Genomic DNA, 16,066 nt, shown 5'->3' on the forward strand with positions numbered 1-16,066 from the left:
CGTGTCATCGGATTTACCGACCCGAAGGCCACCAGTTCATCAAAAGGTGAGACACTGAAGGACACTATCAAAATGGTGAGCAACTATGCCGACATCATCGTGATGCGTCACTACCTTGAAGGGGCGGCACGCTATGCCAGCGAGGTTACGGACGTGCCCATCGTCAACGCCGGAGACGGCGCCAACCAGCATCCTTCGCAAACGATGCTCGACCTCTACTCCATCTACAAGACACAGGGCACCCTGGAGAACCTGAACATCTTCATGGTGGGCGATTTGAAATACGGCCGCACCGTACACTCCCTGCTGATGGCAATGCGCCACTTCAACCCGACCTTCCATTTCATCGCGCCCAACGAACTGAAAATGCCGGAAGAGTATAAAATCTACTGTCGGGAGCACGGCATCAAATACGTAGAACACACAGACTTTACGGAAGAAATCATAGCCGATGCCGACATCCTCTACATGACCCGCGTGCAACGCGAACGCTTCACCGACCTGATGGAATACGAACGGGTGAAGAATGTCTATATCCTTCGCAACAAGATGCTGGAGCACACCCGCCCCAACCTGCGCATCCTGCATCCCCTGCCCCGTGTCAACGAAATAGCCTACGACGTGGACGACAACCCCAAAGCATATTATTTCCAGCAAGCGCAAAACGGGCTGTATGCACGCGAAGCCATCCTCTGCGATGTATTGGGTATCACGCTGGATGAAGTGAGAAAATAAGTTGACGAGGAACGAGTTGACAAGTTGACAAGGGATAAGTTGACAAGGATGAGGGCCTTGTAGCCTCGTTAACTGAAGCCTTGTCCCCTAACTCCCCCCCCTTGTCCCCTAACAAATAAAAACTACTGAAAAGATGCAGAACGAAAAGAAACAAGAATTGCAGGTTGCCGCACTGGAAAACGGCACTGTCATTGATCATATCCCTTCAGAAAAACTGTTTACCGTGGTTTCCCTACTCGGGCTGGAGCACATGAGCAACAACATCACCATCGGCTTCAACCTCAAAAGCAAAAAGCTTGGCACGAAAGGCATCATCAAGATTGCCGAAAAGTTCTTTTGCGACGATGAGATAAACCGCATTGCCGTGGTGGCTCCCAACGGGAAACTGAACATTATCCGCGATTATGAGGTAGTGGAGAAACGGGAATTGCAACTGCCCGACGAACTGCATGGCATCGTGAAGTGTGCCAATCCGAAGTGCATCACCAACAACGAACCTATGCCCACCCGCTTCCACGTAATAGACAAAGACAATTGCGTCATCAAGTGCCATTATTGCGAAAAAGAGCAAACAAGAGAAGATATCGAGATTTTATAAATGAATTGCGGAATTTCTCAGCCGCAGGCCACACGGATGACGTCGATTTTTATGCTGTCGATGAAAATAAAATCCGCGTAATCTACGGCTGAGAAACAACTGGTCAAGACATGAGCAAGGAAGATTGGAAACCCGGAACAATGATTTATCCGCTGCCTGCCGTACTGGTGAGCTGCGGAAGCAATCCTGAAGAATATAATATACTGACCGTAGCATGGACAGGAACGATTTGTACCAACCCGCCGATGTGCTATATCTCCGTGCGTCCCGAACGCCACTCCTACGACATCATCAAGCGAAACATGGAGTTCGTCATCAACCTGACCACAAAGGAGATGGCTCGTGCCACAGACTGGTGCGGCGTACGATCGGGGAAAGATTACAACAAGTTTGAAGAGATGCACCTGACACCGGGAAAATGCACCATTGTCAGCGCGCCGCTGATTGAAGAGTCACCGCTTTGCATCGAATGCCGCGTGAAGGAAATCGTAGCCCTCGGGTCGCACGATATGTTCATCGCCGATGTGGTGAACGTCCGTGCCGATACCCGCAACCTGAATCCGGAAAGCGGGAAATTGGAACTGGCGGAAACCAATCCGCTGGTCTATGTACACGGCGGATATTACGAACTGGGCGAAAAAATCGGCAAGTTCGGCTGGTCGGTAGAAAAGAAAAAAGAAAGTTCCGGAACGGCGAAGAGCGGACGATGACCGGTGTACAAAAAGTAAATGGTATAACTGAAAAGACAAAAAAAATATGGAATTGAAGCGTTTCCTTATGGGTTTGTGCATGACGAGCCTCTCCACAATGATGTGGGGACAGGAAAACTTCGCTTCAATTCCGGAAATGGTTGCAGAAGAAAATGCAAAAAAAGGGAGCGACTGCACCATCAACTTCGGTGCCAAAGTAGGATTCACCTCTTCCCTTTTCCTCATCTCCGGATTTAGCGTGAACGACGTGGCTATCGACGAGGTGCAGAACAATTATAAAATAGGCTATTTCGCTTCTGCCTTTATGCGGATTAATTTCGACCGCCACTTCCTTCAGCCCGAAGCCTCATACAACATCAACAACTGCAACATCACTTTCAACAAGCCCTTGCCCGATAGTTCGATGGGAGAAAGCATCCATCAGGAGGCATCCATCACCTCAAAGATTCACAGCATCGATTTCCCGATTCTCTACGGCTACAACTTCGTAAAGGAGGGGCCCTACAGCCTTGCCGTGTTCGGAGGCCCCAAAATCCGCTATATATGGGGTAAAAAGAGCAAGATCACGTTTGAGAACTTCGACCAGAAGAATATCTGCGAGCAGTTGCGTCCACTCAATTTAAGCTTTACGATTGGTACATCGGTCACCATCTCACGCGTCTTTTTCGATTTCCGCTACGACATCGGGCTGCACAACATCTCCAAAGACGTAACCTGCGACACCCCCGCAAGCAACCTCGAAGAGGGAGCTGTAACCAACAAGATACGCTTCCACCGCCAGGACAATGTGCTCAGTTTTTCCTTTGGAGTATTCTTCTGACAGCAAAATTCTTGCTTTTCTTACCCTATATTCATTTATTTCCCGTAAATTTGTGCGCTTAAATAAGAACTTATAGATTATCAAACTTATCGAATAAGCAGCATGAAAAGAGATGAACTTATTTTCGACATTATCGAAAAAGAACACCAACGTCAGCTCAAGGGCATTGAACTGATTGCATCAGAGAACTTTGTAAGTGACCAGGTTATGCAGGCAATGGGCTCCTGCCTCACCAACAAGTACGCCGAAGGCTATCCCGGCAAGCGTTACTATGGCGGTTGCGAGGTAGTGGATCAGAGCGAATGCATCGCCATCGAACGCCTGAAACAAATCTTCGGCGCAGAATGGGCCAACGTACAGCCGCACTCGGGCGCACAGGCCAATGCTGCCGTATTCCTTGCCGTACTGAATCCGGGCGACAAGTTCATGGGATTGAATCTGGCACATGGCGGACACCTTTCACACGGTTCGCTGGTGAACACTTCCGGTATCATCTACACACCTTGCGAATACAACCTGAACAAGGAAACAGGACGTGTGGACTATGACCAAATGGAAGAAGTGGCATTGCGCGAGAAACCGAAGATGATTATCGGCGGCGGCTCTGCTTATTCCCGCGAATGGGACTACAAGCGCATGCGCGAAATCGCAGACAAGATAGGCGCCATCCTGATGGTGGACATGGCTCACCCTGCCGGACTGATTGCCGCCGGCGAACTGGACAACCCCGTGAAGTATGCACATATCGTGACTTCTACAACTCACAAGACCCTGCGCGGTCCGCGTGGTGGTGTCATCATGATGGGCAAGGACTTCCCCAACCCGTGGGGCAAGACCACTCCGAAGGGAGAAATCAAGATGATGTCACAATTGCTCGACTCTGCCGTATTCCCCGGCACTCAGGGCGGTCCGCTGGAACATGTCATCGCAGCCAAAGCCGTTGCCTTCGGCGAAATCCTACAACCGGAATGGAAAGAGTATGCCAAGCAGGTGAAGAAGAACGCCGCCACCCTGGCACAAGCCTTGATGGACCGCGGCTTCACCATCGTATCCGGCGGTACGGACAACCACTCCATGCTGGTGGATCTTCGCGCGAAATATCCCGATTTGACCGGTAAGGTAGCCGAAAAGGCACTGGTATCTGCCGACATCACCGTGAACAAGAACATGGTGCCGTTCGACAGCCGTTCCGCCTTCCAGACTTCCGGTATCCGTTTGGGCACTCCCGCCATCACTACCCGTGGTGCCAAGGAAGACCTGATGCTGGAGATTGCGGAAATGATTGAAACCGTTCTCTCCAACGTTGACAACGAGGAAGTAATCGCACAGGTTCGTGCTCGTGTCAATGCGAAGATGAAGGAATATCCGTTGTTCGCTTATTGATAAGCAAACGGAAATTAAAGCATAAAAGGCTGCGCAAGGTTCGTCAGGAACCGCGCAGCCTTTTACTATTTTTCAGAAAAACCCTCCCGCTACTATTCCATCAACTTTCCCATCTTCTCCAGCAAGCTGCCTTTTCCATAGCCGGACCACATCTCCACAACCTTTCCTTCCGGAGACAAAAAGACATAGCGGGGAATGGCACCCGAGCTGTATTTGGCATAGATGCCGTGATTGCCTTTCAAGTCATTCAGGTTCCACCAACTGATGTCGTGGCGTTGCGAAGCAATCTCCCACCCCGTCTTGTCATCAATACTTATGCTCACCACCACCAAGCGGTCGGCATACTTTTCACTGATTTCCTTCATTTCGGGCAACGCCATGATGCAAGGACCGCAACCACGGCTCCAGAAATCTATCAATACCGCTTTCCCCGCGAAATCGGACAGGTGATGCACATTGCCCTGCAAGTCGAACAAATCGCCGTCCGCAGCCTTTTCTTGTGCGGACGTCATCTTGACGGGATAAAGATAGGCATGAATGTCCATAGCCTCCGGAGTCCGGCGTTGCTCGTCCGTAAGACGGGCGTATAACTCTTCCACCTCTTTGCGGTAAGGGAAATCTTCGGTATATCTCACTCCTACTGCCAAACTTTCCAAATTATCCATCCAAACCTCCTCTACCGGCAATTGCTTCATGCGGGCTATGATATTGGAATAGATACGATATTTTACCTCTTTTTCCACGTTCTCCAAACTATCGCGCATAGCAACCATCCTTGCTCTCACCTCTTCATTCTCCGGTTTCCGAAGATTTCGCCTCAATCGCATGGATTCCATGTGGATATCCTGCAGAAGATTCCATAAATCTCTTGAATCCTCCACAAAAAGCTGTCGCGTCTTCTGTTGCGGCATTTCACTTTCCACCTGCCAAGTATAGATATTCATATCCTCCCCCGTCAAACGAATATAACTATCCTTCTTCGCCCAAAACGGCAATCCCATGCTATACAGATTTCCATCACGAATCATCAGGTTAAACCGCTCCGTATCTATCTCCGATACGGGTACTTCAAAGCGGAAACTATCTCCCCGCAACGTATCAACGGCAATACTGCTGCCTGACTTCCCTTCCATCCGAAACAGATTCAGACAAACCCCTTGCTTCACGTTCTTTACATTGCCTTCAATGACAAAACTCCCTTGTGCCTGCGCACAGACGCTTGCCAACAGCAGCAGCACAGCGCTTATTCCCTTCTTACCATTCATATTTTCTACTTATTTTGAATAATACAAAGCAAGTATAGTAAGAATAAACGGATTACGAGAATGTCATAGCTCGTTATTATCCTTCTTTAACGGATTTCTGCTTCTGCATAACCAAATTCAGTCTTGCCTGATTAAAATTCCGCTCATCCGGAATTTGAAATGATGAACCAAATTCACCCCCGGTAGGGATGCGATCAAGACAGGTGGATAGTCTCCTCCTACTTGAACCTTGACCTGTCCACCTCTTCCCGCTCCTTCTCCTTATACCCGCCGAACTTATAGGTGAACGACACTCCGAACTCGCGGAAACAGGAGTAACGGTTCGTCACGTACTGCGTCCGGAAGCGGATGCGGGGAGAAATCTGTCCCGTCTCGAAAAGGTCGTTGCAGTAGAGGTGGAGGATGGACTTGTTACGGGCGAATCCGTAGCGCAGAGCAATGTTCACGTAGCCCGAAGCGGGCAGGTCGTAGATGCCCTGAATGGCTTTGCTGTGTACAAATCCGGTAAGGGTCAGCTTCCAATCGGGACGGGTGGAGAGCGTAAAAGTATTGTTCATCTGGACGATGCCATAACACTGCTTCCGGTCGAAAGGAATGTCCCAGAAGTCGCTGTCTTTCTCGCGGTGCCACAAGCCGATGAGGGTCAGGCGTGAGTTCAACCAGTGCTTTATGTTAAATGGCACAGATGCCTGTATGCCTGCCTTTTGCTGATAATCGAAATTGAGTTCCTTATAGATTTCCACCAAGTGTTCGGAGGACTGGTAGAGGGTCTGCACAGAGTAGTCTTTGGCATGATTGAGCCAGGCGCTGAAGATGTATTTTCCCTTCAAAATATAGGTCATTTGAAGCTGATAGTCTTGCGCGGGCTTCAACAGCGGATTGCCATGCACTTCGGAATATCCGCCACCGATGTAAGAGACGGCATCCTGCACCGCCCAATAGGCAGGATACTCCTTGTCGCTGCTCAGAGAGAGTTGGAGGATATGTCCCGGGGCGGGCATGCAGTTCAGGTTGATATTGGGATACCAGTCCCACCGGTTCCAGACGGAAGTCTTGTAATGCTCTGCCGCCAAAGAGGCGTCCAGCGTGAAGCGGTTGCCGAAGCTCTTGCTGAAACCGGCATAGAGATTCCAGGTCTGCTCGCGGCGGCGGGAGCTCATGTCGGGCAAGGCATCCGAAGCGGAGAGCGATTCGCCGGTTTCGGGGTCGTAATAGTATTGGTGGCTGTGGTCGATGCCTGTGGTATAGACGGCTCCGTAGTTCAATCCCCAGCCGCGCTTCAAGGCATGCTCCTGCGCCAGGAAGAGTTTCCAACGGTTGATGCGCTGGCAATCTTCGGTATAGAAGTCGAGTGCCTGCTCCTGCATGCGGCTGTGCAGCAGTTGGCCGGACGGAGAGCGGTAGTAGGTCAGCTCCGCACCGGCCTTCAGGCCGAAGGGAGTGCGGTAGTCCAGACGGCCGTTGTGCAGCCGGTCGGTGCCATGGCTGCGGGTCGAGGAGAGTTGCGTGCCTGCAACGGTCATCCGGTTGTGATAGGTGGAGTAAGCGCCGTTATAGACCAGGCTCAACCGATGCTCTCTGGCGATGTCATAGTCCGCCCCTATCCGGAAGTTATGGATATGGCTCCTTCCACGGCTCACCTCATCGGTGGTCAGCGGATGGAGCGAACCGTCGGACAAGGTGTGCAGGGCCTCTTTTCCGGTTGTAGAGTAGCCGCGACCGTACGTGTGCGAGTAAAGGAAATCTGCCGAGAATTTATTCTTATGATAAAGCAGGCCGACGCGTTCCTCAAAGCCTTCGCGATGCTTCTGGCGGTATTTGGCATAAAGCTCCCCCTGCCAGGAGGCAGAGCCGCCTGCCGATTGCTTCAGGATGATGTTAATCAAGGCGCCGCGCACCTGGTAGCGGGCGGGAGCGTTGTACATCACTTCCGCCCGTTCGATGCGTCCGGCAGGGATGCTCCGCAGCAGTTGTTCCAGTTGTCCGGAAGTGAGGGTGGTCACTTTTCCGTCCAGTATCACGGTGACGCTCCGGCCTGCCAGTTGCAGCCCGCCGTTCGTCTCAATGACACCGGGAAGCTCTTTCACGGCCTCGTAGGCATTGTCCACGGGAAGGTTTTGCACCAGGCGGGGCAGGTCGTACACCAGCTTGCCTTGCACGGCTTTCACGAGGGGGCGTTCGCCGGTAATCATCACTTCCGGCAAGGTGCGGTAAAGGCTGTCGAGACAGGCATCGGTCGTAACAAGGCTGTCGGCACTGAGGGTACGGGTGTCGCCGGCATTGGCGGAAACGCCGTTACTCTCTTGCGCAAGAAGTGTGCTGCCGCATAGGAAGCAGGCGATGAATAGCAGATAAATTCGTTTCATTCTATTTTTTCTTTGTAACCTTTATTGCCCGCAAAGTACGGCAAAAGCAGCGAAACCGGATGTTATCACCGGCTTACCGAGTGTTATCCAGTGTTACCGGAAGTGTTATTTAGTCTTATCAGATAATGCCTTCTATGAGGATTAATCCTACCTTTGCGATTAATCAGAAGCAACCGGAAACCGTCATGAAACTGCCATCCAAATACATCGCCCTCCTCGTCATCCTCTCCCTGACGGGCATCTTCGCCTATCAGGCCTACTGGCTGACGGGACTCTACCGCACCATGCGCAACGACCTGGAGAGAAGCATCGCCGAAGCCATGCGCATCAGCGACTACAACGAAATGATGTGTCGCGTGAAGCGACTGCGACAAACCAGCACCAGGCACGGGACAGTGGATGTATCAGCCGGATTCATTCCCGAAGAAGAACCCTCCGTGCCCAACAAAGCCGTGACCGTTGTCAGCGTTGCCAACGAGGATTCACTCCCCCAAACCGTGCGGACAGATACCGTTTTCAAAGAAGAGCCGCGTTCTGCCCTGCATACCGGTGACGGAATGGATTTTATCCTGGAGGACAGGCACAACATGGACGAACTTGCCAGCTACCTGCAAAAAGGGCTGCACGCAGGGCTCGACAGCTTCTCCGACCCCGACATACAGGTGTTCGACAGCCTGCTGACCCTGCGCCTGCAACGGGAAGGCGTCACACTGCCCCATCGGCTGGAATACTTGTACCGCGGAGAGCGATTTACAGACACCCTTGCCGTTGCTGGAACGCCCGGCTACCTGCCCTCTCCCGAGGCACGGACCTACGAATATGATTTCGATGCACACTCCCATCATCGCTACCGTCTGACACTGGAGCCCATCGACCGGCTGATCTTACAACAGATGTCGGGCATCCTCGCCACTTCCTTCATCATCCTGCTCATCCTCGCCTTCTCCTTCTGGTTCCTGATACGCACCCTTCTGAGGCAAAAGACGCTGGAAGAGATGAAAAGCGACTTCACCAACAACATCACCCACGAACTGAAAACCCCCATCGCCGTTGCCTACGCCGCCAACGACGCCCTGTTGAACTTCGACCGGGCAGAGGAGAAGGCGCAACGCGACAAGTACCTGCGCATCTGCCAAGAGCAGCTCCGGCACCTCAGCGGACTGGTGGAGCAGATTCTCTCCATGAGCATGGAACGCCGCAAGACCTTCCGCCTCCACCCCGAAGAACTCTCCCTGCAAGAAATCACGGAACAGCTGGCCGAACAGCACCGGCTGAAAGCCAGCAAACCCGTCCGCATCGCCATCCGCATCGACCCCCAAAACCTGACCCTCCTTGCCGACCGCACGCATTTCTGCAACATCCTCAGCAACCTGATAGACAACGCCATCAAATACTCGCCGGAGGAAGCCGACATCGAAATCCACTGCCGGACCATCGGCGAAGGAAAAAAGGAAGCGCAGACCGAAATATCCGTCCGCGACCACGGCATCGGCATCGCCCCCGACCGCCAGAAACACATCTTCGACAAATTCTATCGCGTGCCTACGGGCAACCTGCACAACGTGAAGGGCTACGGCCTCGGGCTGTTCTATGCGAAGAGCATGACAGAAAAGCACGGCGGAACCCTGTCGGTGAAGAGCGAACCGGGAAGAGGAAGCACGTTTAGTATTATATTTCCAACCCCTCCCCTGACCCCTCCTTCGTAGGGAGGGGAAAAGGATGTTACTCCGCTTTTCCACCTATATGTATCGCAACAGAAAAGATAACCTTGTAAATGAACCAACAATATATGACAAAAAAGACTAACTTTCCCCCCTCCCTACCGGGGAGGGACCGGGAGAGAGGCCTTACCATCCTTTTGGTAGAGGACGAACAAACCCTCGCCATGATTATCAAAGACACCTTAGAAGGACAGGACTTCATCATCCACACCGCCGCCAACGGCGAAGAGGGACTGCGTACCTTCTTCGACCTGCGCCCCGACGTACTGGTGGCAGACGTGATGATGCCCCGCATGGACGGCTTCGAAATGGTGCGCCGCATCCGGCAGACCGACAAGCGCACACCGGTGCTCTTCCTCACGGCACGCTCTGCCATCAGCGATGTGGTGGAGGGATTCGAGCTGGGTGCCAACGACTACCTGAAGAAGCCTTTCGGCATGCAGGAACTCATCATCCGCATCAAGGCGCTGGTAGGCAAAGCCTTCGCCTTTACGGAAGAAAAAGACAAAGCCCCCACCCTCTTCGACATCGGCGACTACCGCTTCAACCCCGTCACGCAACGCCTCGCTTTCACGAGCGCCCCAACCTCTCCCCATGCCAACAGGGAGGTGGAACTCTCGCACCGCGAATCGGAAATCTTGAAACGCCTTTGCGAGAACCGCAACCGGGTAGTCCACACCCAAAACCTGCTGCTCGACCTGTGGGGCGACGACAGCTTCTTCAACACCCGAAGCCTGCACGTGTTCATCACCAAGCTGCGGCACAAGCTGGCAGGAGACGAGCGCATCCGCATTGTGAATGTGAGGGGGATAGGATATAAGCTGATAATTGCTGTTGTATAAAGAAAAACGAAAAGTGGCCGCCCGTCAGACGGACAGCCACTTGATTCAAGGTTAGAATTGTGAAATAATGTAATGTGGAAATGCTATATTCCCATTAATTGAGTATCACGCCACTATTGTCTGTCGGGTTCTGAGTCAAAGTACCCGGATAGGCGTTAATGGCGTTTTGCGGAATATAATAAGTCACACGGTAGTCAGAAGCTGCAACATCCTCAAGTTGTCTGTGCGGGCCCGGGAAACGACGGGTCAAAGACTTGCCGTTACGGAATACATCATAGCTGCGTTCTGCCTGATATGCCAGCTCCAATTGACGTTCTTTGTCAATTCTATCAGCCGCATTGCTTGCATCCAATGATTCATAGCCGGCACCCGGAATAGAACGTTCGCGAATGGTATTCAAATCCTTCAAGGCCAGACCGTATTGTTCCAATTTGGCGTAAGCCTCGGCACGGTTCATATAAATCTCGCCCAAACGGCTGATAATCGGCGAGTGGAGATGTGAATCTTCACCTTCGCGAGAACACTTGGTGATATAGAACTGTGGATATACACGGTTCAGAGAGATGTAATAATCTTCAACACCTGTAATTTCCGTAAGGACGGAAGTAACATTGGTTCCGGCTTCGTAATTAGAAATTTTGAAAACGCCTTGCTCTGCATCTACTACAGTCAGTTCATATTTTATGTCTTTCGTCACTGCTTTGCCTGAAGCATCTTTCATAGCAACTAACTTATCGGGATTTGCAGGATCAACCTCGTATTGTGACACGCCTTTCTCAATGGCATAATACTTACCTCCCTCATTTACCAAATCTGCCTGCACATAGTTATATCCTGTCAGGTCATCCATTGAAACTTTTTTCACCAAAGGCAACACCGGCTTGATGAAACGGAATACCAACTTGTTACCCTCTTCATACGTCGGTTCGATGAAAGCGGCACGTGCATCCACGATTCTGTAGTGGTCGGGGCGCCAGTCGTTGCGGCCTGTCTCGTTCAACAAGTCGATGTATTTGGCACTGGCATACATTTCGCCCCATCCCATACCGCCGATGTTGGCATACATACCACCGATACCGTAGTAATGGTCATAACCCGAATATTCGGAAGCCACTCGTTTTACTACAAAGATGGATTCCTCGTTGTTTTCCGGCGCAAGGGTATTGTATTTCATGAATTGTTCACGGCCTAACAGATTATAGTCACCGGAATTGATAACCTTGTCGGCATACTCCACAGCCAGACGTGCGTATTCCTTATTCGGATTTTCGTATGTGCCGCTCATATACAGGTACACGCGCGACAGCATGGCTTGTGCGGCACCCTTTGAAGCGTAAGCAGGACCCTTGTTTATGGTCAGCATTTCTTCGGCTTTCTTCAAGTCATTGATGACTTGTTCGTAAGTGGCCTTCACGGTGGCACGGTCTTCCAGATACAAATCTGTCATAATATTGTCCGGCGTACCGTTCACGATGGGCACACCTAAGTTCTTGTCCGGTGCCTGATAGTAGGGACGTCCGTATGCACGTACAAAGTAGAAGTAGAGCATACCGCGCACGTAGTAGCATTCACCCAGCTGGTTGTCTATTTCTTTGCTTTGTCCTTCTTCAATCATGTTGATGATGTTCGAAGCCTGTGCGATACCCTTGTAGCCATAGTCCCAAAAGTTCTGGAGACGATAGTTGTTAGGCGTACGGGAATAGGAGATGAATTCAAAGAACGCATCCGTGGAGCTACCTCGAATCATCATGTTGTCGCCGGCATACTCACCACAACGGTGCATCGGGTCGGACCATGTCTTCAATTGTGCATATACTCCATTCATCAAGGCATCCAAAGATGCGGAGGGATCGCTGGTGATTTGCTCAGCAGCCATAGAACCATATGGCAATCTTTCAATGTCGCAACTTGTCATTGCCGTTGCTGCAACAAGTGCGATGGCTAATATCTTTTTCATTGTTTATTTTCCTTTTTAAAATTAGAATGTAACATTTAGACCAAGCATGAATCTGCGAACGGACGGATAAACCGCCGGACCGGCAGTTCCCATAACAGCACCATCGGATGCGGGAATTTCAGGGTCAACTCCTGAATAGTCTGTGATGGTGAACAGGTTCTCGCCGGAGAGAGAAAGACGCAGGTTCTGTATGCCGTATTTCTTCAAGTCGAAGTTGTAGCTCAAGGTGAGTGAACGCAACTTCAGGTAATCACTATCCTCCAGATAACGGGAAGATGCGGAGTTACCCTTATCGGAGTTGTTGTATTTGGCAACGGGGTGTGTGGCAATGTCACCCGGTTGCTGCCAACGGCTCCAGCCCTTCTGCAACTTCATCTGGTTACGGTCGGTATAAGTACCGTCCGAGTCATACTCCTGACGTGAGTAGTTATAAATTTGTCCGCCCATAGAATAGCCGAATACGGCACTCAGGTCGAAGTTCTTCCAATTCAAAGAAGTAGAGAATCCGCCGAATACTTTCGGATTGGCAGTGCCCAGTTTGTAATAGTCAGCTTTCGAGTAGTCGGAAGTTGTCACCTTGTTGCCATTCTCATCGTCCATATACCACATCGGAGCACCGTTCTCAGGATTTACGCCTGCCCATTCCTTTCCATAATACGTGTCGATAGGTTCACCTACCTCCAAACGGCGGTTGATGGTACCGGCAATGGAACTACCATCGCTGATGATAACAGGAACTACAGCATAGCTGCCGTCAGCCTGCTTCTGTGCATAGAGGTCTTTCAACTTGTTTTTGTTGGTGGCAATGTTGAACTCTACGTTCCAGTTCCAATCCTTAGTGCGGATGATGTCACCACCTACAGAGAATTCAATACCGGTATTACGCATCTTGCCGATGTTCTTATAGATGGATGTCACACCTGTCAAACCTGTAACAGGCACATTGTAGAGGATGTTGTTGGTGTTCTTAATGTAGTAATCCAAAGTCATGTGCAGACGGTTGTCGAAGAACGAGGCATCTGCACCGATACCGGTTGTGAAAGTCTTTTCCCATGTCAGGTCCTTGTTACCGATAACGGAAATCAAAGCGCCTGCCACTTCATTGTAACTGGAAGATACGGAATAAAGGTCGTACTGCGGATAAAGTGCGCTGGGGCGGTTACCTACCGAACCGTAGGATGCACGGAGTTTCAGGTTGTTCACCCAGTCGGCGTTAAACCAGTCTTCACGGTTGATAACCCAACCGGCACTGAATGAGAACAGATTACCATATTTGGCATTGTCTCCCAAGTTAGAAGCACCATCACGACGGAACATCACTTCTCCTAAGTATTTGTTATCATACGCGTACTTCCAGTTGGTGAAATAAGATTGTACAGCCCATTCAGTGCGTGCGCCTCCGATGGATTCGGGAATGGCGGTAACGTCCATCACTTGGAAACCGGGGATGAATCCGGTACCGTTTCCTGCAAAAGTCTTGGCTGTATAGTCTTTGAACTCGTAGGATACGTGACCGTTCAGAGAGTGTTTGCCGAAAGTCTTGTTCACCATCAAGTTCTGGTTGGTATAACGGCGAGCCACTTCACTGCGATATTCATACAAACGTCCGTCCACACCGGAACCACCGTTTGAGCGCGTTAAACCAGTCTTCACGGTTGATAACCCAACCGGCACTGAATGAGAACAGATTACCATATTTGGCATTGTCTCCCAAGTTAGAAGCACCATCACGACGGAACATCACTTCTCCTAAGTATTTGTTATCATACGCGTACTTCCAGTTGGTGAAATAAGATTGTACAGCCCATTCAGTGCGTGCGCCTCCGATGGATTCGGGAATGGCGGTAACGTCCATCACTTGGAAACCGGGGATGAATCCGGTACCGTTTCCTGCAAAAGTCTTGGCTGTATAGTCTTTGAACTCGTAGGATACGTGACCGTTCAGAGAGTGTTTGCCGAAAGTCTTGTTCACCATCAAGTTCTGGTTGGTATAACGGCGAGCCACTTCACTGCGATATTCATACAAACGTCCGTCCACACCGGAACCACCGTTTGAGCGCGGGTCTGTATAGTTATGCAAAGAATACCCAATGTAACGGTAATTGTTTACAGAGGTGAATGTCAACCAGTCTGTAATACGGATGTCGAAGTCGAAGTTACCCATGAACTCATAGTTGGTAGATTCGCCATAGTTTCCATAGCTCAAGTCCAGCAGGTAGTTGGTATTCTGCGCGTTTACCCAGCCACTGTAACGGTGAGGCACCAATTCGCCGTTTTCATCATACGGGCTATCCCATGGGAACATGGAGTACATGGCAGTGACAGAATACTGCTGGTCATAGACGTCGCGACGAGAACCGCTGATTGCCGGTTTAATGGTCAACCAGTCGAACGGCTTATAGCTGGTACGGGAACGGAAGCTGTAACGCTTGTAGTCATACCCCTTTACGGCACCTTCTTCATCGTAATAACCCAATGAGAAGTAAGACTGGAGCTTGTCTGAACCTCCGGAGATGGAAACGTGATAGTCTTGCGTGAAACCGGTCTTGGTTGCCAAATCCCACCAACTGAAATTGTCGTTGCGCAGTTCAGGTTTCCAGCGGGTGAATGCAATTTCATCGGCATTCTGGAAAGAAGCGTAATAATCGTACAACTCAGCACCGTTCATCACTTCCAGATTACCGTTGTTCACCGTACTGATACCCATCTTGACAGATGCACTTATATTCAATTTGCCTTCACGTCCTTTTTTGGTAGTTACCACGATAACACCGTTGGCACCTTCCGAACCGTAGATAGCGGTGGAAGCGGCATCTTTCAAAACGGTCATGGTCTCAATGTCGGCAGGGTTCAAATCGCCGGCGCTGTTACCTACGATAACACCATCGACAACCCACAAAGGACGTGTACCACCGCTCAAGGAGGCTTGTCCGCGGATAACCACCGCACCGCCGGAACCCGGCTGTCCGGAACCCGGAGCCACATATACGCCCGGCACCTTGCCGTTCAACATGTTTTCTACAGAAGGAGTGGTGATGTCTTTCAGTTTGTCAGCCTTCACGGTACTCATGGCTCCTGTCAGACTCTCTTTGCGTTGGGTCATATAACCTACAACGACCACTTCGTCCAGCGCTTCGCTGTCTTCCGCCAACTTGATGATTTGCGTTCCGGCTGTCGCCGCTACCTCAACCGTCTTATATCCGATAAAGGATACAACCAGCGTGGCACCTACCGGCGCATTCAGTTCATACTCACCATCCAGATTCGTAATGGTACCATTTGTCGTACCCTTCACCAGTACATTGGCACCAATAATGGTTTCCCCATTATTGTCCACGACCTTACCTTTGATTTTTGTTGTTTGTTGTGTGATTGCAGGCAGCAAATCTACCGCATCTGTCGGAACAGCAGATACCGGTATGGAACACATTCCAAAGACACCTGCGAGCAAGACGTGCTTGCCATTCAGCGTTAATCTTTTGACTTTCATAAATATTACTTTTGGTTAATAAATATGTATAATTTTGATTATCAACAAATAAAACATACTTACCCGTTCTTTTAAGAGTAGGATGCTTTCTCATTTGTTAATATTCGACGCAAAATTAGATAAATATTTTATAAAAGCAATCATTCTATTAAAATATATATAAAAACATAGAATAAAAT

The 16,066-nt window shown here is 50.4% G+C and carries 11 protein-coding genes and 1 pseudogene; 7 read left to right on the forward strand and 5 right to left on the reverse strand.

What is annotated here, in order from left to right; translation table 11 throughout:
- The 5 genes from pyrB to glyA form a co-directional block, all read left to right on the forward strand.
- On the forward strand, positions 1-735 hold a 735-nt coding region (gene pyrB / locus K2G43_RS06235), incomplete at its 5' end, for an aspartate carbamoyltransferase (RefSeq protein ID WP_300153571.1).
- A gap of 133 nt (positions 736-868) precedes the next feature.
- Positions 869-1,333 (forward strand): aspartate carbamoyltransferase regulatory subunit, encoded by a 465-nt coding sequence (pyrI, locus tag K2G43_RS06240; protein WP_297643893.1) that lies wholly within the window; start codon positions 869-871, stop codon positions 1,331-1,333.
- Between the two features lie 110 nt (positions 1,334-1,443).
- The gene (locus tag K2G43_RS06245) at positions 1,444-2,043 is read left to right on the forward strand and encodes a flavin reductase family protein (protein ID WP_297643895.1); all 600 of its coding nucleotides are present in this window, start codon (positions 1,444-1,446) and stop codon (positions 2,041-2,043) included.
- Between the two features lie 46 nt (positions 2,044-2,089).
- On the forward strand, positions 2,090-2,863 hold the full coding sequence (locus K2G43_RS06250; RefSeq protein ID WP_300153573.1) for a porin family protein: 774 nt from the start codon (positions 2,090-2,092) through the stop codon (positions 2,861-2,863).
- Positions 2,864-2,965: 102 nt separating this feature from the next.
- On the forward strand, positions 2,966-4,246 hold the full coding sequence (glyA, locus tag K2G43_RS06255; RefSeq protein WP_297643899.1) for a serine hydroxymethyltransferase: 1,281 nt from the start codon (positions 2,966-2,968) through the stop codon (positions 4,244-4,246).
- Positions 4,247-4,338: 92 nt separating this feature from the next.
- Here glyA and K2G43_RS06260 read toward each other — a convergent pair whose 3' ends face one another.
- Both K2G43_RS06260 and K2G43_RS06265 read right to left on the reverse strand, forming a co-directional pair.
- Positions 4,339-5,511, reverse strand: coding sequence for a TlpA disulfide reductase family protein (locus K2G43_RS06260; protein WP_297643901.1), 1,173 nt, complete (start codon positions 5,509-5,511; stop codon positions 4,339-4,341).
- Between the two features lie 218 nt (positions 5,512-5,729).
- Positions 5,730-7,877 carry an outer membrane beta-barrel protein gene (locus tag K2G43_RS06265; protein WP_300153576.1) on the reverse strand — a complete coding sequence of 716 codons (2,148 nt, stop codon included), beginning with the start codon at positions 7,875-7,877 and terminating at the stop codon, positions 5,730-5,732.
- A 185-nt stretch (positions 7,878-8,062) separates the two neighbouring features.
- Between K2G43_RS06265 and K2G43_RS06270 the strand changes: the two genes are divergently transcribed.
- Positions 8,063-9,583, forward strand: coding sequence for a HAMP domain-containing sensor histidine kinase (locus tag K2G43_RS06270; RefSeq protein WP_300153582.1), 1,521 nt, complete (start codon positions 8,063-8,065; stop codon positions 9,581-9,583).
- A gap of 83 nt (positions 9,584-9,666) precedes the next feature.
- Complete coding sequence (locus tag K2G43_RS06275; RefSeq protein WP_300153578.1) at positions 9,667-10,440, forward strand: response regulator transcription factor; 774 nt, start codon at positions 9,667-9,669, stop codon at positions 10,438-10,440.
- 94 nt (positions 10,441-10,534) lie between these two features.
- Here K2G43_RS06275 and K2G43_RS06280 read toward each other — a convergent pair whose 3' ends face one another.
- From K2G43_RS06280 to K2G43_RS06290, 3 genes and pseudogenes are all read right to left on the reverse strand, one after another.
- Positions 10,535-12,397 (reverse strand): RagB/SusD family nutrient uptake outer membrane protein, encoded by a 1,863-nt coding sequence (locus tag K2G43_RS06280; RefSeq protein ID WP_297643904.1) that lies wholly within the window; start codon positions 12,395-12,397, stop codon positions 10,535-10,537.
- 21 nt (positions 12,398-12,418) lie between these two features.
- Entirely contained in the window at positions 12,419-14,125 is a 1,707-nt protein-coding gene (locus K2G43_RS06285) for a SusC/RagA family TonB-linked outer membrane protein (protein ID WP_366524985.1), read from the reverse strand.
- Positions 14,031-15,887 (reverse strand): annotated as a pseudogene (locus K2G43_RS06290) (SusC/RagA family TonB-linked outer membrane protein); the annotation flags it as partial. The pseudogene K2G43_RS06290 and the gene K2G43_RS06285, both read right to left, overlap by 95 nt.
- Between the last annotated feature and the right edge of the window lie 179 nt (positions 15,888-16,066).

This window comes from Bacteroides sp. (genome assembly GCF_029057325.1).
GTDB lineage: Bacteria > Bacteroidota > Bacteroidia > Bacteroidales > Bacteroidaceae > Bacteroides.

What these genes read in the sequence shown, in the direction of transcription:
- pyrI (WP_297643893.1), top strand. Translation starts at nt 869, where the DNA reads ATGCAGAACGAAAAGAAACAAGAATTGCAGGTTGCCGCACTGGAAAAC.
- K2G43_RS06245 (WP_297643895.1), top strand. Translation starts at nt 1,444, where the DNA reads ATGAGCAAGGAAGATTGGAAACCCGGAACAATGATTTATCCGCTGCCT.
- K2G43_RS06250 (WP_300153573.1), top strand. Translation starts at nt 2,090, where the DNA reads ATGGAATTGAAGCGTTTCCTTATGGGTTTGTGCATGACGAGCCTCTCC.
- glyA (WP_297643899.1), top strand. Translation starts at nt 2,966, where the DNA reads ATGAAAAGAGATGAACTTATTTTCGACATTATCGAAAAAGAACACCAA.
- K2G43_RS06260 (WP_297643901.1), bottom strand. Translation starts at nt 5,511, where the DNA reads ATGAATGGTAAGAAGGGAATAAGCGCTGTGCTGCTGCTGTTGGCAAGC.
- K2G43_RS06265 (WP_300153576.1), bottom strand. Translation starts at nt 7,877, where the DNA reads ATGAAACGAATTTATCTGCTATTCATCGCCTGCTTCCTATGCGGCAGC.
- K2G43_RS06270 (WP_300153582.1), top strand. Translation starts at nt 8,063, where the DNA reads ATGAAACTGCCATCCAAATACATCGCCCTCCTCGTCATCCTCTCCCTG.
- K2G43_RS06275 (WP_300153578.1), top strand. Translation starts at nt 9,667, where the DNA reads ATGACAAAAAAGACTAACTTTCCCCCCTCCCTACCGGGGAGGGACCGG.
- K2G43_RS06280 (WP_297643904.1), bottom strand. Translation starts at nt 12,397, where the DNA reads ATGAAAAAGATATTAGCCATCGCACTTGTTGCAGCAACGGCAATGACA.
- K2G43_RS06285 (WP_366524985.1), bottom strand. Translation starts at nt 14,125, where the DNA reads ATGGTGCTTCTAACTTGGGAGACAATGCCAAATATGGTAATCTGTTCT.